18 protein-coding genes are annotated in these 17,810 nt (G+C 67.8%); 11 read left to right on the top strand and 7 right to left on the bottom strand.

What is annotated here, in order from left to right:
- Nucleotides 1–184: 184 nt before the first annotated feature.
- Entirely contained in the window at nt 185–1,558 is a 1,374-nt protein-coding gene (locus ABIC25_RS12810) for a WS/DGAT/MGAT family O-acyltransferase (RefSeq protein WP_239401757.1), read from the bottom strand.
- 212 nt (nt 1,559–1,770) lie between these two features.
- On the opposite strand from ABIC25_RS12810, the gene ABIC25_RS12805 reads away from it, so the two are divergent.
- Nucleotides 1,771–2,298 carry a SanA/YdcF family protein gene (locus tag ABIC25_RS12805; protein ID WP_354562027.1) on the top strand — a complete coding sequence of 176 codons (528 nt, stop codon included), beginning with the start codon at nt 1,771–1,773 and terminating at the stop codon, nt 2,296–2,298.
- Nucleotides 2,299–2,359: 61 nt separating this feature from the next.
- Here the strand turns inward: ABIC25_RS12805 and ABIC25_RS12800 are convergent, their stop codons facing one another.
- Nucleotides 2,360–4,576 carry an acyltransferase family protein gene (locus tag ABIC25_RS12800; RefSeq protein WP_354561739.1) on the bottom strand — a complete coding sequence of 739 codons (2,217 nt, stop codon included), beginning with the start codon at nt 4,574–4,576 and terminating at the stop codon, nt 2,360–2,362.
- A 139-nt stretch (nt 4,577–4,715) separates the two neighbouring features.
- Here ABIC25_RS12800 and ABIC25_RS12795 point away from each other — a divergent pair, with 139 nt between their 5' ends.
- The 3 genes from ABIC25_RS12795 to ABIC25_RS12785 all read left to right on the top strand — a co-directional run bounded on the left by ABIC25_RS12795 (nt 4,716) and on the right by ABIC25_RS12785 (nt 7,763).
- Nucleotides 4,716–5,276, top strand: coding sequence for a dihydrofolate reductase family protein (locus ABIC25_RS12795; protein WP_354561737.1), 561 nt, complete (start codon nt 4,716–4,718; stop codon nt 5,274–5,276).
- Between the two features lie 126 nt (nt 5,277–5,402).
- Nucleotides 5,403–6,761 carry a styrene monooxygenase/indole monooxygenase family protein gene (locus ABIC25_RS12790; RefSeq protein ID WP_064570328.1) on the top strand — a complete coding sequence of 453 codons (1,359 nt, stop codon included), beginning with the start codon at nt 5,403–5,405 and terminating at the stop codon, nt 6,759–6,761.
- Nucleotides 6,762–6,830: 69 nt separating this feature from the next.
- Complete coding sequence (locus tag ABIC25_RS12785; RefSeq protein WP_354561736.1) at nt 6,831–7,763, top strand: oxidoreductase; 933 nt, start codon at nt 6,831–6,833, stop codon at nt 7,761–7,763.
- Between the two features lie 135 nt (nt 7,764–7,898).
- Here ABIC25_RS12785 and ABIC25_RS12780 read toward each other — a convergent pair whose 3' ends face one another.
- From ABIC25_RS12780 to ABIC25_RS12770, 3 genes are all read right to left on the bottom strand, one after another.
- Nucleotides 7,899–8,984 (bottom strand): NAD(P)H-dependent amine dehydrogenase family protein, encoded by a 1,086-nt coding sequence (locus ABIC25_RS12780; protein WP_354561735.1) that lies wholly within the window; start codon nt 8,982–8,984, stop codon nt 7,899–7,901.
- 30 nt (nt 8,985–9,014) lie between these two features.
- Nucleotides 9,015–10,109 (bottom strand): Rieske 2Fe-2S domain-containing protein, encoded by a 1,095-nt coding sequence (locus ABIC25_RS12775; RefSeq protein WP_248643808.1) that lies wholly within the window; start codon nt 10,107–10,109, stop codon nt 9,015–9,017.
- 64 nt (nt 10,110–10,173) lie between these two features.
- Nucleotides 10,174–11,199 (bottom strand): alpha/beta fold hydrolase, encoded by a 1,026-nt coding sequence (locus tag ABIC25_RS12770; protein WP_004022401.1) that lies wholly within the window; start codon nt 11,197–11,199, stop codon nt 10,174–10,176.
- A 275-nt stretch (nt 11,200–11,474) separates the two neighbouring features.
- Between ABIC25_RS12770 and ABIC25_RS12765 the strand changes: the two genes are divergently transcribed.
- Together ABIC25_RS12765 and ABIC25_RS12760 are read left to right on the top strand one after the other, a co-directional pair.
- Nucleotides 11,475–12,149: a TetR/AcrR family transcriptional regulator gene (locus tag ABIC25_RS12765; protein WP_354561733.1), complete on the top strand. Its 675-nt coding sequence runs from the start codon at nt 11,475–11,477 to the stop codon at nt 12,147–12,149.
- A gap of 213 nt (nt 12,150–12,362) precedes the next feature.
- Nucleotides 12,363–12,647, top strand: coding sequence for a hypothetical protein (locus ABIC25_RS12760; RefSeq protein ID WP_354561732.1), 285 nt, complete (start codon nt 12,363–12,365; stop codon nt 12,645–12,647).
- Nucleotides 12,648–12,666: 19 nt separating this feature from the next.
- On the opposite strand, the gene ABIC25_RS12755 is transcribed toward ABIC25_RS12760, so the two are convergent.
- Nucleotides 12,667–13,389, bottom strand: a complete 723-nt coding sequence (locus tag ABIC25_RS12755; protein WP_004022398.1) for a cutinase family protein — start codon at nt 13,387–13,389, stop codon at nt 12,667–12,669.
- A gap of 169 nt (nt 13,390–13,558) precedes the next feature.
- On the opposite strand from ABIC25_RS12755, the gene ABIC25_RS12750 reads away from it, so the two are divergent.
- The 3 genes from ABIC25_RS12750 to ABIC25_RS12740 are packed head-to-tail and all read left to right on the top strand — an operon-like array spanning nt 13,559 to nt 15,528.
- Nucleotides 13,559–14,284, top strand: a complete 726-nt coding sequence (locus ABIC25_RS12750) for a GAF and ANTAR domain-containing protein (protein WP_354561731.1) — start codon at nt 13,559–13,561, stop codon at nt 14,282–14,284.
- Nucleotides 14,285–14,322: 38 nt separating this feature from the next.
- Complete coding sequence (locus ABIC25_RS12745) at nt 14,323–15,117, top strand: CPBP family intramembrane glutamic endopeptidase (protein ID WP_354561729.1); 795 nt, start codon at nt 14,323–14,325, stop codon at nt 15,115–15,117.
- Between the two features lie 9 nt (nt 15,118–15,126).
- Nucleotides 15,127–15,528, top strand: a complete 402-nt coding sequence (locus ABIC25_RS12740; RefSeq protein WP_197505597.1) for an SRPBCC family protein — start codon at nt 15,127–15,129, stop codon at nt 15,526–15,528.
- Between the two features lie 24 nt (nt 15,529–15,552).
- Here the strand turns inward: ABIC25_RS12740 and ABIC25_RS12735 are convergent, their stop codons facing one another.
- Nucleotides 15,553–16,458, bottom strand: a complete 906-nt coding sequence (locus tag ABIC25_RS12735) for an alpha/beta hydrolase family protein (protein WP_354561727.1) — start codon at nt 16,456–16,458, stop codon at nt 15,553–15,555.
- A gap of 123 nt (nt 16,459–16,581) precedes the next feature.
- Here ABIC25_RS12735 and ABIC25_RS12730 point away from each other — a divergent pair, with 123 nt between their 5' ends.
- Nucleotides 16,582–17,148: a TetR/AcrR family transcriptional regulator gene (locus tag ABIC25_RS12730; RefSeq protein WP_354561725.1), complete on the top strand. Its 567-nt coding sequence runs from the start codon at nt 16,582–16,584 to the stop codon at nt 17,146–17,148.
- Between the two features lie 57 nt (nt 17,149–17,205).
- Nucleotides 17,206–17,772: an alpha/beta fold hydrolase gene (locus tag ABIC25_RS12725; protein WP_354561723.1), complete on the top strand. Its 567-nt coding sequence runs from the start codon at nt 17,206–17,208 to the stop codon at nt 17,770–17,772.
- Nucleotides 17,773–17,810: the final 38 nt, after the last annotated feature.

The following is a 17,810-nucleotide window of genomic DNA, read 5'->3' as shown; positions in this document are numbered from 1 at the left end:
GAACGCGAGGCTGGGTACCACGGGGCGGTGTACTACAGGTAACCGTAATTCGTTGCGCCACCGAAGCGCTGCCAAGGCTGGCCTAATTACGCTGGTCTACCTCATGAGTGATGATACTCGCGAGTAACTTACTGTCGAGTCAGGGTGCTCGACGCCACCTCCGGCGACGGGGTGCTCGACGGTGTCACCGCGTGCGCGCGACCTTCTCGAGCTCTTCGAGGGCCGTGTCGAGGTGCGTGAGCAGGCGTTGCAGGCTCGGGAGCTGGGCCCGCGCGCCGATCAGGCCGAAATTGATGTGCTCGGCGGTGCTGGTCACCGTGATGTTGAGGGCCAGGCCCTGCGTCGGGATGGAGACGGGATACACGCCGTCGAGGCGGGCGCCGTTCCAGTAGAGGTGCTTGGACGGCCCGGGCACGTTGCTGATGATGATGTTGAACTGCGGCGGGACGTACTGCACGAAGCCGGGGACGGTGGCGAACGCCAGCGGTGCGAAGTTGGCCGCGCCCAGCGCGAGGGCCTGCAGCGGGCGCAGTCCGCGGACCACCGACTTGCTGTGCCGGGCCGACTCCACGAGCTTGTCCAGGCGACGTTCGGGATCCGGCTCGTCGGTCGCCAGGCTGACCAGTATGGCGGTGACCGCGTTGCCGTCGTCGTCCCCGTCTGTGTGCATCGACACCGGCACCGCGGCTATCAGCGGCGCGTCGGGGAGCGCGTCCTGATCGATGAGGTATGACCGCAGGGCTCCCGAACACATGGCGACGATGACGTCGTTGAGGGTGATGCTGCGGGCGTCGGCCACCGCCCGGAGACGAGTCAGTTCCCACTGCTGCGAGGCGAACCGGCGGGCGCTCCCGATCGCGACGTCGAGAATGGTCCGCGGTGCGCGGCCGAGCGGCGCCACGAATTCGGGATCCCGCACCCCGGAGACCGCGACCTTCGCCGCCGCCGGCCCCATACCCGCGACCTGACCCGCCACATTGGCGAGCCCGGACACCCGGCTGCGCAGGCTCGGCGCGGGGCGCGGCCGGCGCCGCTCGGCCAGTGCCGGGTCCCAGGGTGCGGTGCCCGACCGGTCGTCGGGATCGGTGGACAGCGTGCGTTCGAGCAACCGCAGCGCGGAGACGCCGTCGACCAGGGAATGGTGGATCTTGGTGTACAGCGCGACCCGATCGTCGTCGAGGCCCTCGATGACGTGTACCTCCCACATCGGTCGGAACCGGTCCATCAGGGCCCCGTGGTTGAGGGAAACGTATCGCAGCAGTTCACGAATGCGTCCCGGGCGGGGCAGGACCGCGCGCCGGACGTGGTAGTCGAAGTCGATGTCGTCGTCGTAGGACCAGGCCACGTTGCCCAGCAGCGTGACCGGCGAGGCCGGCCGCTTGCGGAAGAGTGGATGGACATCGGTACACCCGCAGAACGCCTCGATGATCTCCTCGGCGAGCTCACTCGACGACTGGCCCGCACGTGGGACGAACAGCTGGAGTCCCCCGACATGCATGGGTTGCTCGCGCGTCTCCGCCAGCAGGAACATCGACGAGGTGACCGGCATGTACGGCATTCGCACCATCACTTTCACACCGCGGAGTGGTGCGCACAGGCTGAACGCGACCGAGTCCTCCAAGTATCGCGGGGTGACCGCCGGGCCCGGGCTGGAATGGGCATGTTCACCGCCGGGCGCCCTACGTTGTAGGGGTGAGATCAGGTGTTCGTCTGGTGCTGCCCGTACTGCTGGTGTCGATCGAACTCTGGATCACGCTGGCGGCCACCTGGATGTACGTCGCGTCGGTGGGCAGGATCGACGATGCGATGGCTCCCGCGTCCCGGTCGACGCTGCTGGTGCTGGGTTCGCTCGTCTACGACGACGGGTCGCCCGGTGACTACGTGCGCGGCCGCCTCGACACTGCGCTGGAGCTGTACCGGGCCGGCGGGGTCGATCGGATCATCAACTCGGGCAACGGTTCCGAGGAGGCCGGAAACGAACCGGCGGTGATGCGGCGCTATCTCGAGGAGCGCGGGGTGGCGTCGCGGGTGATCACCGACGACCCGGCCGGTCTCGACACGGCGGCGAGTTGCCGTCGCGCGCGGGAGGTGTTCGGCGTCGACGACGTGGTGATCGTGACGCAGGGCTTCCACCTACGCCGCGCCATCGCGTTGTGTCGGGATCAGGGTGTCGATGCCCGCGGTGTCGCGGCCCGATGTGACTGCCCCGCCTTGACTCTCGTTCGCAATCACGTCCGCGAGACGGTCTTCGCCGGGCCGCGTGCGCTGCTGACCGCGGTCACATCTCTCGCTCCCTGAGGAGCGAGCTTGCGAGCGTCCCCCTGCTCCCTGAGGTGCGAGCGAAGCGAGCCTCGAAGGGTCACCACCAGCGCAGCGACCGCTGGAGATCGGCTTCGACGGCGGGGATGAGGCTGCGCACGAAGGTCGCCGAGAGGTGGTGGAAGTCGTGCCACACCAGGATGTTCCCGACCACCGCGGGGCAGTACCGGTCGTCGCACATGGCGTCGGTGTAGTCGAGGAAACTCATGTTGGGGAACTCGCCGGCAAGCGCGGCGGCGGGGTCGGTCGGTGCCATCGCCTGATCGCGCGGGACGCCGCACACCTCGGGTTTGCGGCCGCTCGCGAGACACTCCGGCGGCTTGAGTTGGCCCGTGGCCCAGGGGTTGTCGCGGACCGCGACGACCCGCTGCCCGCGGTCGCGGAACTGGGCGAAGATCTCCTCGTAGTCCTTGGGGACGTAATCGCCGTCGCCCGACTCGACCGGGCGCGTGCTGTTGGTGAACACCACGTCGGGTTTGTCGACGGCCAGCCGCTCCATGACGCGACGCGACCAGTCGTTGCATTGGTAGTACTTCTGGCCGAACCAGGTGAAGACGTGCTCGGTGGTGAGGGCGCAACCGACCTTGAGGTAGGTGGTCACGCGGAAATGGTGGCGCTTGCCGATGTCGTTGAGCGCGGTGATCCATTGCTCGGCATGCGATCCGCCGACGAGGGCGACGGTCCGGGTGGCGTCGACATCCCCGTAGTACCCGACCTTGATCGACGGGTCCTTCCACCCGCTGATGATCGAGTCATAGGAGGTGATCGGCCAGTCCATGTCGACGACGTTCGGGCTCGGCTGCGCCGTGACGTTGGGGACGGGCGCGCCGTCGAGGAACGCGCGCGCTCCGGGGTAGAGCCGCGGGTCGAGATTCTGCGTGTCCAGAGTGGCGTTGGCGGCGTCGCGCTGCCAGGTCACCGCCGCGGCACCGGCCGCGACGCTGATGACGACGAGGACCGCGACGAGCGAGCGACGGTAGCCTCTGGTCTTCTCGAACGGCGACCGCGCGACCGGGCCATCGGCTTCGGGCGGTACCGGGGACTTCGTCCGCTTCGGCGATCCCGCACGCAGCGGCGCCTCGACGTACTTCGTCGTCAGCCAGGCCAGCAGGACCGACACGGCCAGGATGGCGGTGCCCTCGAACCACGACACGTCGTCCTGATAGCGCCACGCCAGGTAGAAGATGAGCAGCGGCCAGTGCCACAGGTACAGCGCGTACGCGATCGAGCCCAGCCACACGAGTCGCGGATGCGCGAGGCCGCGGCTGACCCCGGAACGGATCGAGGTCTGGCTCTTCCCCGTCGTCTGATCGATGGGGGCGGTCTGCGACGAGCCGACCCAGATGAGGAGCAGCGTCGCACCGACCGGGACGAGGGCCCAGGCCGCGGGGTACTCCTGGACGCCGGCGATCCACCAGCCGCACGTGATGATGAGGCCGAGGGCGACCACGCCGAGCAGGTCGCGCACCCGTTGCGACAGTGCGATCCGCGGCATCCACACCGCGAGGAGGCCACCCACGAGCGGTTCCCACAGACGGGCGACGGTGTCGTAGTAGGTGAACGGCTGGTTGATCCCGTGGCGGTAATTGGCCCATGCGAACGAACCCAGGGCGACGACGCCGAGCGCGATCCCGACGACCCCGCGGACCACCTTGGGATCGGCGAAGAACGCGGACCGTCGGCCCAGGGCACGCAGCACCGCGCCCAGCGCCAGCGCGCACACGAGGGTGAGGACGAAGAACTGGCCCTGCATCGACATCGACCAGAGATGCTGCATCGGGCTGTTCGCGGAGTCGGCGGCCGCGTAGTCCTGCGACAAGAACGCGAGGTGCCAGTTCTGGTAGTACAGCGCGCTGGCCTGCAGTTCGGCGCCGAGCGGTCCCCAGCGCGTCGTCGGCATGATCAGCGCGATCAGTCCGGCGGTGACCGCGAGCACCAGCAGCAGTGCGGGCAGCAGCCGGCGGAGCAGTCGAGAGAACCGTGGCCACGGATTGATCGCCGCGCCCCAGGAACTCGTCGCGGGCTGCGTCGCGAGGACGTGCTTGAGCAGGGAGGCGACGAAGAAGTAGCCCGACAGGGTGAGAAAGACGTCGACGCCGCCGGACACCCTGCCGAACCAGACGTGGAAGATCGCCACGAGCGCGATCGCGATACCGCGTAGCCCGTCGAGGTCCAGCCGGTACCCGGAGGTGTTGCCGGTCGCGGCGTCCTCGTTCGGGGTCGCGACAGGTGTCGCATCGGTCAGGGGCGTACGCACAGAGGGCGATGGTACTTGGCCGCACCTGAGCGCAGCCTGGCACGAGCGGGGTGTCGCCGGACCTCACAGCAGACTCTTCGGTTCGCCGATCCGCTCGGAGTCGGTGCCTGGGTCGGCAGGGCGTCGTACCATCCCCCGCATGCTGCTCTTGTCGATGGGTGTGTCGGTCGATGGCTTCATCTCCGACCGTGACGGGAATTTCAACTGGTCGGTTCCATCCGACGACCTGTTCGCGTTCCACACCGAGCGGGTCGGCGAGCTCGGTGCCTTCGTGTGCGGCCGTCGGCTATACGAGACGATGCTGGTCTGGGAGACGGACCCGCGGATGCGCGAGAACGAGGCTGATGCCGCGTTCGCCGACATCTGGTCGGCGCTGCCCAAGGTGGTCTTCAGCCGCACCCTCACGACAGTCGAGGGCAACGCCCGCCTGGCGCAGGGGTCCCTGGCCGACGAGCTCACCGCGGTACTGGATTCCACGGACGCCGACGTGGAGATCGGTGGCGCCGACTTGGCATGGCAGGCAATCGAACTCGGCTTCGTCGACGAATTCCGCATCTTCCGGTACCCGGTCATCGTCGGTGGCGGTACACCGCTGCTCCCGCCGGTCACCGACGCTGTCCGACTGGAGCTCGCCGAGACCCGGACCTACGGCGGACAGGTGATCTACGAGCGCTACCTCCGCGTGCGCGACGACACGTAGGCTCTCCGCTTTCCCGGTACGACGCACGCCATTCGTTCTCGGTGCGTCTAACCCTTCAGCCACAGCACTCGCCCCGGCACCCTGTCGAGCAGCCATTCCACGCCGACAACCAGGGGAGATCCACTCATGACAGCACGACGAACGGTCGCGATCATCGGGGCCGGGCTGGCCGGGACCAGCGCGGCACTCGGATTCGTCGACGCCGGATTCGACGTCACGCTCTACAGCGACCGAGACCGCGAGTCGCTGCGCGACAAGGTGCCGCCGACCGGGGTCGGGGTGCTCTTCGGAAAGCCGCGCGAGTGGGACGCCGAGATCATCGACGACCTGTACGAGGTCGGCAACACGACGGGTATCAGCGCTCGTCTGTACTCGGGCACGGGCGACGAGCGCGCCGCGGTCCTCGAGTTCAATCCGGACTACGGCTACGTCGCACAGGCTGTCGACCTGCGCCTGCGTGCCGACGACCGCCTGGCCCGGTTCCTGGACCGCGGTGGACGATTCGAGGTCGGGCAGATCGGGCTCGACCGCCTCGACGCGATCGCCGCCGACGCCGACATCACCCTCGTCGCGACCGGCAAGGGCGGTTTGTCGACGCTCTTCCCGGTCGACGAATCACGTAGTCACTACCGCGAACCGCAGCGTCGTCTGCTGCAGGTCACCCTGACCGGCGTCGACCACGGCCCCGAGTCCTTCGCCTACCGCAGCAGCGCGGGCGGCGACCACTCGCTGTTCAACCTCGATGCCCAGAACGGAGAGATCTTCGTCGGACCGTTCCTGCACAAAGATGCCGGGCCGACGTGGTCGTTCATCGTCTTCGCCAAGCCCGACGGAGCGTGGGCGGCCCGGCTCGACGACGTCCACGACGCGGTGTCCGCCCGGCAGACGATCTCCGGCATCTTCGCGGAGTACTTCCCGGAGGACGCACCGGTCATCGACCAGCTCGAGGTCATCGAGTCCGATCCGGTGTCGTGGCTCAAGGGCGCGGTCACCCCGACTGTCCGGCAGGCCGTCGCGACCACCGCGGGCGGACACCCGGTGGCGGCGATCGGCGACACCGCGATCGCCGTCGACCCGGTCGCGGGCCAGGGGGCAGCCAACACGCTGTTCCAGGTCGCCGAGCTCGTCAAGGCCGCACGGGATCACGAGGGTGAGTTCACCGCCGAGTGGCTGTCGGCGGAGTTCGAGAAGCACTGGGAGCGACGCGGACGGGCCGCGGTCGAGGTCACCCGGCTCTACCTGGGCGACCCCGACTACGCGACCCACCTGGAGTTGTCGTTTCCGGCTGCCGCCGTCAGTCCCGCCATCGCGTCGGCGTTGTTCGGTCTGCTCTCCGAACCGAATCCGCTGCTCGGTCTGCGGACCCGCGAGGACGTGGAGGGTTTCATCGCCGCGGTGGCCGGAGAGCCGCACGAGGAGGTCCTCGCCCGCTTCGCGCCGGCCGGACAGTTCAGCAGCGCCACCCCGGCGGCCGTGAGCGCCTGACGCCCGCCCTCCGGCGTCGATGTGATACGAACGACATCGTCGTTCGAGTCGACGCCGGAGGGGGCAGATGTGAAGTCGGGGTGGACGTTGGCCGACGCGCCACCGCAGACCGGTCGGGTCGCGGTGGTGACCGGCGCGAATTCGGGGATCGGACGCGAGATCGCGCTCGGGCTGGCGACGCTGGGCGCGTGTGTCGTGCTCGCGTGCCGCAATCCCCAGACCTCGGCGGAGGCCCGCGACGACATCGTGGGCAAGGTCCCCGGGGCAGAGCTGGAGCTCGTCGATCTCGACCTCGCGAGTCTGGATTCCGTCCATGACGCCGCCGCCGAGATCCGGCGGCGTCATCCACGGATCGATCTGCTGGTCAACAACGCCGGGGTCATGCGGGCGCGGCGCGAACTGACGCCCGACGGTTTCGAGATGGACTTCGGCACAAATTATCTCGGTCACTACGCACTCACCGGGCTCCTGGCCGATCGCCTGCTCGCCGCGGACTCGGCACGCGTGGTCACCGTGGGCAGTCATGCCCACCGCGCCGGCGCCATCGACTTCTCCGATCTGCCGATGGACCGGACCTTCAGCAGTGCGGGTGCGTACTCGCGAGCGAAACTCGCCCAGATGCTGTTCGCGATGGAACTCGACCGTCGGATGAGAGATGCCGAGGTGTCGGCGATCTCGCTGGCGGCCCACCCCGGTGGCACCCGGACCGGGGTGATGCGTGAGCAGAGCCGGTTCCTCCAGTGGGCCTACCACGCACCGTCGCTGCGCTGGCTGACCGACCGGTTCATCATGGACCCGCCCGACGGTGCCCTGCCCGTCCTTCGTGCGGCCACCGATCCGAAGGCGCAGGGCGGCGAATACTACGGTCCCGTCGGCAGTCTCGGGCTCGCCGGTCCGCCCGTACTGGCCGAGCCGTCGGTGAAGGCCAAGGACCGCGACGTCGCCGCACGGCTGTGGGACACCGGTGCCGAACTCACCGGGGTGACCATCGACCTCGGTTGACCCCCGCTCCCTGAGGTGCGAGGAGCGCAAGCGACGAGCCACGAAGGGCCCCGTCAGAGCTTGAACCGACCCCCATTGCTCCCTGAGGTGCGAGGAGCGTTGGCGACGAGCCACGAAGGGCCGCAACATGTTCCGTCAGATCGCGAACCGCCCGGCGAATGATCGCAGCGGGAGGTCGGCACTCGTCACGATTCCCGGCGGTGCCGCCACGACGGACCGGATCGAGTTGAGGGCCGGGAGTCCGGTGACGGTCATGCCGATGGACGCGAAGTTCTCCGGGTTGGAGAGGTCGAAACCCTTGCGCGGGAAGATCATGTGCTTGGAGTAGATGTTCGGGTCGCCGGTCACCTGGGTGATGTAGCAGGCCTGGATGTTCCAGGACGGGTCGGTGTGCGGCGTCATCTGCCATTCGAGATGCGATTCGACGCGCGCCACGCCGTCGACCATGCCCTGGTACTTGATGTAACTGCCACCGAGTGAACCCTGCGGCAGCTGATACCAGCCGAGGTCGACGTCCTTGGTGCAGGCGCCCAGTTCGTAGGAGAAGGTCACCTCGTCGAGTTCGAGATCGAAGGCGTCGGCCATCAGGTAGACCGAGTCCGCGAACACCGCGGTGTACTTGTACAGCGAATCGGGGATGCTGGGGTCGTCGACGGGCAGGCCGTATCCGACCGCCTTCCAGGTGTCGACGGAATGGTGGCAGGAGACGTCGACGGATTCGATCACCGTGACGTTCTCGATGTCGGCGACGTCGGCGGTGTGCACGATCCCGAGGATCTGTGCCAGGCCGGGATTCATGCCGGTGCCGTAGAAGGTGGCTCCACCGCGCTCGCAGGCCTCGGCGATGACCTCGCTGACCTTGCGCCCGGAATGGTGTGGGTGGTTGGTGTCGCGGTGGAACCCGGTGATCCAGTCCGCGGTGGTGACGACGTCGATCCCGGCCTCGAGAACCTCGACGTAGAGATCCTCGTCGGGAAAGACGCCGTGGAACGTGAGCACATCCGGACGGGCGGCGAGGATCTCCTCGACCGTGCCGGTCGCGGTCACACCGACCGGATCGAGGCCGACGATCTCGCCGGCGTCGCGACCGATCTTGTCGGGCGTATAGCAGTGCAGGCCAACCAGTTCGAGATCTGGATGCGACTGGATGCGTCCGATCATCTCGGTGCCGAGATTGCCGGTGGCGACTTGGAAGACCCGGATACGTGGGGAGGCGGTCATGGCGGATCCTTTCGGCGGAAGCGGTTCCGGTCAGGGCTGCGCTGCGGCGCGCAGCGCGTCGAGCTCGGATCGGCGGACGCGGACGAACTCTTCCGAGGAGGGCACCGCGCCGCTCGGTGCGGACGGGTCGGCGGTGTCGGGTCCGCCGTCGGGGTAGAACTGACGCGCCCACTTCCGAAGTGCGGTGAAGCCCTCGAACTCCCTGCGGGACAACGCGGGCGGGTCGGAGTAGCGCTGGTGCGCCCAGATGTCGATGTCGGCGGCGAACTGCTCGATGACGAGGTCGGCCATGACGGTGCCGTAGCGGGTGATCTCGCCGGTCTCCTCGCCCGGTTTGCGGCCGATCCACACGGTGAACCGGACGTCGGAGGTGTGCTCGTCGACCGGGGTGACCGCCGGCATGGTGCGATTGTCGACCATGCCCCAGCTCTTGGTCACCGAACACCCGAGCCCGGCGTTGATGGATTCGACTCCACTGGTGGCGTTCTCGAGTGTCGCGCCGTCCTCGAATGCGATCGTGAAGTCGACGTGGGACACCGGACCGGCGAAGTCGTGCCGGGTGAACTCCGGCATGAACGGGGTCTTGTGGACGAACTTGAAGTGGGCGAAGTCGACGCCGTTCTCCATGATGTACTGCGGATGGATCTCGAGTCCCGGCCGGAACAGGGTGGCCGCGGGGACCGGCGGGTAGTAGTCGGTGGCGGTGCGGTCGTCGCCGAAGTCGCCGAAGATGTCGGGTACGTCGAAATGTGGTGGGCGGCCGTCGATGTCGTGCCAGATCCAGACAGCCTCGTTGCGTTCGACGACGGGATAGCTGCGGATGCGGCGTCCCCGGTTGGGGTGTTTCTCGTACGGGATGCACACGTTGCGCCCCTCGCGATTCCACTCCCAGCCGTGGAACGGGCACACCAGGTTCTCGCCGTCGACGTGGCCGCCGTGACCGAGATGGGCGCCGAGGTGTTCGCAATAGGCATCGAAGACGGAGACCGCGCCCGAGCGGGACCGCCAGGCGACCATCTCGCGGCCGAAGTACTTCATCGTGTGTACGGCCCCGACGGCGATCTCCGAGCACCAGGCGACCTGGAACCAGCCGGTGGGTGTCATCGACAGGGGCGTTCTCGCCATGGGGCAACGGTAGGTCCCGCCGACGCAGAATGCAAGAGGGTTCTGTGAAAGTTGTCCCTCCTGGTCAGCTGGCGGTTTCGACCAACTCCGGAGTCGACGACGCCGCATGCATGACCCGGTGGATCTCGGCCGTGAAGTCCTCGGCGGCCTCGATGTTCGACGCGTGCCCGGTGTCGAGGACCACGAGGCGGTCGAGCTGGCCGCGGATCGACAGGGCGTGTGCGATGCGCTGGGTCATCGCATGCGGGAGAAGGAGGTCGTGCCGCCCGCCGATCACCGTCGTCGGCACCGAGATCGCCTCCGCGCCGGTGGGTCCCATCGCCAATTGAAGGAGGGCCACTGCGGCCTTGGCTCGCGAGCTCGGGGTGCACGAGCGGGTCATCGCGAGGACGAATGCGGCGTGGTCGACGGTCGCGGACCGGCCGTTGAGGACGCGATGGCGGATCACGCTCCTCGTGAACCGGTCACCGGGGAACGGGATCGGTACAGACAGTGCCATCTGCAGGAGCCACAGCGGCGCCTTGATCGGACCGTTCACGAGCGGCAGTACGCGGCTCTCCGTGGCGATGCCGCCCCAGGTGGTGTTGGCGAGGATCATTGCCGCTGCTCGAGCCTCGGCCTGGCCGCGATGTCGGTGCGCCCACGCCTGCAGGGTGATGCCGCCCATGCTGTGGCCGACGAAGACCGCCTTGGAAGTGTCGGGGATCGTCTGGGACACCACGGTGGACAGATCGTCCGCCAGCACGTCGGCGTCGAATTTCCGTTTGCCCCAGGTGCTCTCGCCGTGTCCGCGCTGATCGTAGGCGATCACGTGGTAGCGCTCGGCAAGGGCGTTGACCTGCGGATTCCAGTACTCCACGCAACATGACCAGCCGTGCACGAGGACCAGGACGGGTGCGTCTGCGGGGCCGTGGTGAACCACACGCAGCCGTGCGCCGTCGTCAGTGACCGCCCATGAGGTTCGTTCGGGTTCCCGGCTGTTGAAGAGGGCGTCCACGTACTCACGGTTGCGCAGTCGCCGACGCGCCTCGGCCGGCGAGAAACCGGCCAGGGTGTGTCGGGCCGAACCCAGTACACCGGTGGAAATCATGTCGTCCTCCTCGCCCCCGCCTCGTGACAGGTGTCACAGGAGACCTTGATGATACAAATCCGTGCGATGTGTTCCTAGTGTTTCGGAATCACGGTTTGTGCCATATGTCGGGTTGTGTCGAACCGGCCGAGCGCCGGCTCATCCATCGGTCGTCAACAGTTCGTCGCCATCGGGTGATCGGACGGGTAGCCGAGCGAACGATCGCCAAACATCTCGCCGGTCAGGGCGTCGGTGGAGCGTCGTGGCCGTGAACGGTCCGACTACGATCGGCAGCCATGGTCTCCGGTGACTCCCGCTTCTCCGACACACGGTCCGCGGACGCCGGTATCCCCGACAGCGGTACTGCCGACGTCCCGAGGCGGGCGAACAAGCGCGGCCAGGCGACGCGCGACGCGATGCTCGACGCCGCGCTCGTCTCGCTGGCGACCGGTGACCCCGCGTCGGTGTCGGGCAACCGGATCGCCAAGGACATCGGTGCGACGTGGGGCGCGATCAAGTATCAGTTCGACGACATCGACGGTCTATGGGCGGCAGTGCTGCATCGGACCGCGGAACATCGCGGCGACCTGCCGGTGAGCGTGAAACCCGAAGCGCCACTGGCGGAACGGGTCGCGGCCATCGTCGACCTCATGTACGACGGACTGACCGCACCCGAGTCGCGGGCGATCGAGACACTGCGGGCCGCGCTGCCGCGGGATCCGGACGAGCTGCGTCGCCTGTTCCCCAAGACCGCGGCCGAATTCGCTTCCTGGGGACCGTCCTGGATCGACTCATGCCAGCGCGCGTTCGCCGACCTCGACGTCGATCCGGAGCGTGTGCGCGAGGTGGCGGCGTTCCTCCCGGGGGCCATGCGCGGGCTGGTGTCGGAGAAACAGCTCGGCACCTTTCAGGACCAGCAACTCGCCCGCCGCGGCCTGGCCAGGGCCATCGTCGCGCTTCTCGCGGGCTGAGCGTCGGGGGTCACGGCGGTCAGGAACCTTCAGTCGTCGTCGAGCTTCGCTGTGCGTTCAATTCCGCAGGATTGACGAAAGTGCGTGGTGGGTAAGAACAGCGAACCGATCAGCGGTTGACGTCGGACCCCCGGACGCCGAGACCAGGACAGGGCGGTCCACGGACCGCGATGCCCAATGGTGGGTTTCGGTGCGGCACGAAGGAGACGACCGATGGGGTCTCATTGCAAGACGACGCGTGATCACGACGAGATCCGAGAGTGGGTGACCACCCACCAGGGTGTTCCGGCGCGCGTACGTGATATCCGAAGCGTCGGCGGAACGGGACTGCTCCGCATCGACTTCTCCGGCCGGACGGCCGACGAGTGCCTCGAGCACATCAGTTGGGACGAGTGGTTCCGCAACTTCGAGCGCGCCGAACTCGCTCTCGTCTACCAAGCGACGAAGTCCGACGCCGGCCGGACCTTCGCGAAGGTCGTGCCGGCGCCGGACTTCTGAGCCGTGTGAGCTTCTCCGTTCAGACGCGCCGGGCCGCGTACCGGGCGCCCTCGAGGGTCATGCCGTTCACCGAGTAGAGCACGTGCAGGGCGTTGGGACCGCCGACCGGAGAACCGTTGCAGATGGTGTCACCGGGGACGCAGTAGCGAACCGTGCGGCTGCGGTAGGGCGCGGCCACCTTCACCGGGGGAGCGCCGATGTCGTCGATGAAGCGATCCGACGGCGCGCCGTAGAGCACGATCGCGGCGACGTTGCGCGCCATGTTCGCCGGCAGCGGCGGCGGCACGAACCGGTCGTAAGTCGCGTATCGCGCCGGCAGATCCAGTTCGGCCTGGACGGAGTAGGCCGCGACGACGGCGCCCTGGGAGTATCCGCCGAGGATGACCTTGGTGCCCGGGCACTTCGCGGCCAGGGACTTGATGCGGTTCTGGGTGGTCCGGACACCGTCGGCCACCGTCTGGGCGAACTTCAGGCGGTTGTTGAACTGGTCGCTCGCGGGATACGGAACACCGTAGGAGCTGACGGTCTTGCCCGGCAGCTGCGAACGAACGGCCTCGACGAAGGAGAGGCCGGTGAGACCGAGCGGCGGCGCCGTCTCGACGGTGCCGCGCGCGAACACCACCTCGACGTCGGAGCACGATGGCGCGGCCTGGGCGGTCGGTGTGCCGACGGCCACCGCCCCCGTGATCGCAGCGATGACACAGAGGACGGAGACACTCAACCGTTTGATCACCTGGCTCATGGTAGAGATCACGTACGGCTGAGTTAAGGGGCTCATCGTCCCAAAGAATGAGCCGATCCGGGGCCATCCGCGAGATGGTCCGGTACGAACAACCAGGTTGAGCTGATACGGAAGTACGATCACGAGAATCGTCGGGCACGCCGACGGTACCGATTGAGGATGAGTGCCGGTGGACACAGATGTTCATTTCAAGATCGCCGAGCTGGCGCGGCAGATGCACGCGGTGCCGGAGAGCACCCAGGACTCCACCGGTCAGGTTCTGGACTCGATCACCGCCGGGGCCGTCGAGTACGTCCCCGGCGCTCAGTACGCCGGCGTCCTGCTCGTCGATCAGAAGAAGAACTTCGACACCCTCGCGCCGACCGACCCGCTGATGAACGAGGCCGACCGGCTCCAGAAGGAGACCGGTGAGGGTCCGTGCCTGCAGGCCGCGTGGGATCACCACACTGTGCTGATGAACGACATCCGGCGCGACGAGCGGTTCCCCGCCTTCTCCGCTCGCGTCATCGACGAGACTCCGCTCCGGTCGAGCCTGTCGTTCCAACTCTTCACCGACAAGGGAACCATCGGCGCGCTCAACGTCTTCGCCGACGAGACCGACGTGTTCGGGGAGGAATCGGTGGAGGTCGGGCTGCTGTTCGCGACGCACGCCGCGCTGGCGCTGCGAGCGGCCCGTCAGCAGCAGCACTTCCAGAGCGCCCTGGCGAGCCGAGACGTGATCGGCCAGGCCAAAGGCATGATCATGTACCGGTTCCGCATTGATGCGGTAGCCGCTTTCGCTCTGCTCCGACGACTGTCCCAGGACACCAACACGCCGCTGGCCAAGGTCGCCGAGCAGCTCATCGAGCGGGAGCTCAGCGAATCCGGCGAGGCGGGAACCGAGTCGATGTCCTGACCCGGCACACCCGCGCGTGCGGTTGGTAGGTTCTCGAGGTGAACCTCGACCAGCTGGGGCCGCGGGCCCGTCGCCGTCTGGGCTATGCCGGTTTCGCCGGGATCGTCGTTGTGTACCTGGCCATCATCCAGCTCGGCGGCCTGGCGATCGCGCACTTCGCGGACGAGACCGAGCCGGTCACCACGGCCGGTGTCGTGTTCGGCATGATCATCCCGCTCGGCGCGGCGCTGTTGTTCACGATCCTCGTCGTCGTGGCGCTCGGCTGGCAGAAGCCGGTGCTGCGCGATGATCGCCCCGTCCGGCGCTGGGTGTGGATCGTGCCCGCGGTCTTCGTCGTGGCCATCCTGGTCGGGATCGACTACAGCTCGCTGGCCCAGAAAGATCTCCTCTTCATCGTGACCCTGCTCATCGCGACGCAGTTCGTCGGCTGGGGTGAGGAGGCGATGTTCCGCGGTATCGGCGTCACCACGCTGCGCGATCACGGTCTCTCCGAGGGCAAGGTGGCGCTGTGGTCCAGCGTCATCTTCGGTGCCGTTCATCTGTCGAACGCCATCAGCCACGGGGTCACCGCGATCCCACAGGCGATCGCGGTGAGCCTGGCCGGGTACTTCTTCTATCTGATACGCCGGGTGTCCGGAGGCAACGTCCTCAACTCGGTCATCCACGGACTGTTCGACTTCACGATCATCTCCGGCACGATGATCCTGGTCGACCAGAAGGGCTACGTCGGAGCGTTCGCACCGATCCTGGTCTACGTCGTCCTCGGCATCGGCCTGTTCCTGGCCCGCCACCACATCGAGCCGGTGGACACGTCTGCCACCGCCCGCGACTAGGTTGGCCACATGCGCAGCCGACACGTGAGTGTGGTCATCAACGCCGAACCCGGAAACGTCTACGACTTCGCGGCCGAACCCGACAACCTGCCGCGCTGGGCTGCGGGGCTGGCGAAGTCGGAGGTGGTCCGGCGGGGTGACGAGTTGCTCGTGGAGTCGCCGATGGGCACCGTCACGGTCCGGTTCGTCCCGCGCAACCCACTGGGCGTCGTCGACCACGAGGTCGTGCTCCCCACCGGTGACACCGTGCTCAATCCACTTCGGGTCCTGCCGCATCCAGAAGGCGCCGAAGTCGTCTTCACCATCCGGCAGCTGGCCATGTCCGACGACGAATTCGATCGCGACACCCAGATGGTGGAAAAGGATCTCGCACAGCTGAAGTCGCTGCTCGAGACGGGCAGTCCGGCCTAGGCCCGCCGCACCGAACCTCGAACATCACTTGTGCGTCAGCGTGTATTCCGCAGAGTCCGCTCTCCCCAGGGCATCCCACTCGGCCGAGCTGACGCCGAGTGCGTCGAGCAGATAGTCGGCGACCGCGTCGGCGACCAGGGCGACTCTGGCCGGATCCTCATCCGTGGTCTCGCGTACCGCCTCACCGGCGATGCCGCCGAGAGTGTGCTCGCCGTCCGGAATCCACATCAGATCCGTCGCGCCGGGGGACAGGTGAAAGGCGTCGGTCAGCCACTCCGGGCCGCGTGTCGACAGGGCCGAGTCGTCCTTGCCGCCGGCGACGACGAGTGCCGGGGTGGACATCGTCGAGAAGTCCGGCCGCATGAACGGCAGGTGTTCGCGCGCATACTCGCTCAGGCTGTCGCCGGTCCCGGCCGTCGCGATCAGTGCGCCCGCTCGTACGGCGGGATGTGCGAGATCCGGGCCGACGGCCCCGTCCGGCCCGATCACACGCGCGCCGAGGAGAGTGCCGACGGTCTGACCGCCCCACGAGTGGCCGGCCGCGGCGAGCAGATCTATGGCGACGCGGGAGCGAAGGTCCCCACCGGCCGCGATGAGGATCTCGTCGAGGTGATCGATCACCGCGTGGGCGTCGTCCACTCGCGTGCGCCAGATCGACGCGAACCGCGGGTCGTCGAATCCGATCCCGTAGTGCCGGGAATCAAGGTGCGTCGGCTGTGCGACGACGAAACCCGAAGCGGCCCACCGATCGACGAGCGGTGCGTAACCGTCCATCGACCAGGCGTTGCCGTGGGAGAACACGATGACCGGGAGATGGCCGCCGGTGACCGGCGCGGTGACCTTCACCGTCAGCGGGAACGGACGGTCCGAGGTGGGGACGGGAATGGGCTTGACGGCGACGATCTGACGGGTGGGCGATTCCGGGGACATGAGGGTTCCTTCGGCAGGAGGTCGGTACGGGGTATCGTGGCGGAACGATGTTCCGCCAAACTAGCGGAACAATGTTCCGCGAGCAAGGGGTGGACGGTGTCCGCGAGAAGAACCGCACGTCAAGTGCAGGCAGAACGGAGTCGCACGGCCCTCCTCGAGGCGGCCGCCGCGGCCTTCGTGGACGCGGGCGTGCAGGCTCCGGTGCGCGACATCGCCGCGCGCGCCGGGGTCGGCGTCGGCACCGTGTACCGGCACTTCCCGACCCGGGCGGATCTGGTCACCGCGGTGTACCGGCACCAGGTCGACGAGTGTGCTGCACTGGCCGAACAGTTGCTGGCCCAACAGGTCCCGCCGCGTGCGGCGCTGTGCCGGTGGACGTCGGCGTTCATTGACTTCCTCGTCACCAAACACGGCTTGAGCGACGCGCTCAGCTCCGACGATCCGAGCCTGGTCGACCTGCACGCGCTCATCTTCGACACCCTCGTGCCCGCGTTCGCCTCGCTGCTCGAGCCGGCCCAGGCCACGGGGGCGGTCAGCGCAGACATCACCGCGCTGACCTTCCTGCGCGCCATCGGCAACTTGTGCATCGTCGGACCCGGATACACCGACGCCGACGCCCGGGCGATGGTCGGTCTGCTGCTGATCGGTTCCGGTGCATCGCCTGCAGAACTCGAGAACGCGGGGCGATGAGAACAGGCGCGCGTCGAAGTCAGCCTCGATGACGACACGCGACTTCGAGGAGACCCCATGACGCAGCGCCGACTCTTCTTCGTCCACGGTGCGGGCGGCTACGTCGACGACGGCCCGCTCGCCGAGGCGCTGTCCGCGTCGCTCGGCGCGACCCTGGTCATGCCGGTGTTCTCCGACGACGACATGTCGATCGAGGCGTGGGCGCGGCCGGTCCGAGAGCACCTCGCCGGGCTGGGCGCCGACGACCTCGTCGTCGCGCACTCCTTCGGGGCGACGGTGCTGGTGCACGTCCTCGCCGAGGCCGCGGTGCCCGCACCCAGACCTGCTGTGCTGCTGGCGATGCCGAATTGGGGTCCCGACGGATGGGACGTCCCGCAGTACGCGTTCACCGACACAGACGCCGATGCCCCGCTCCCTGAGGGCGTTGCCCTCCACCACTGCGTCGACGATGACGTGGTACCCGTCGAGCATCTGGACCTGAACACGGCGCTCCTGCCGTCGGCGACGGTGCATCGACACCCGACCGGCGGTCACCAGTTCGACGGACTCGCCGAGCTGATCGCCGCCGATGCCCTCGGTGCGCGCGCGCTTGCGCGCGGAAGGTCCGCCCCCGACCCTGGGTAGGACACGACCCGCGGTCCGGAAGGCCCACATGGACGAGA

It is taken from the genome of Gordonia sp. PvP123 (assembly GCF_040547295.1).
Classification (GTDB): Bacteria; Actinomycetota; Actinomycetes; order Mycobacteriales; family Mycobacteriaceae; genus Gordonia; species Gordonia terrae.
The sequence above is the reverse complement of the archived record's forward strand: the minus strand, read 5'-3'. Positions and strand labels throughout refer to the sequence as shown.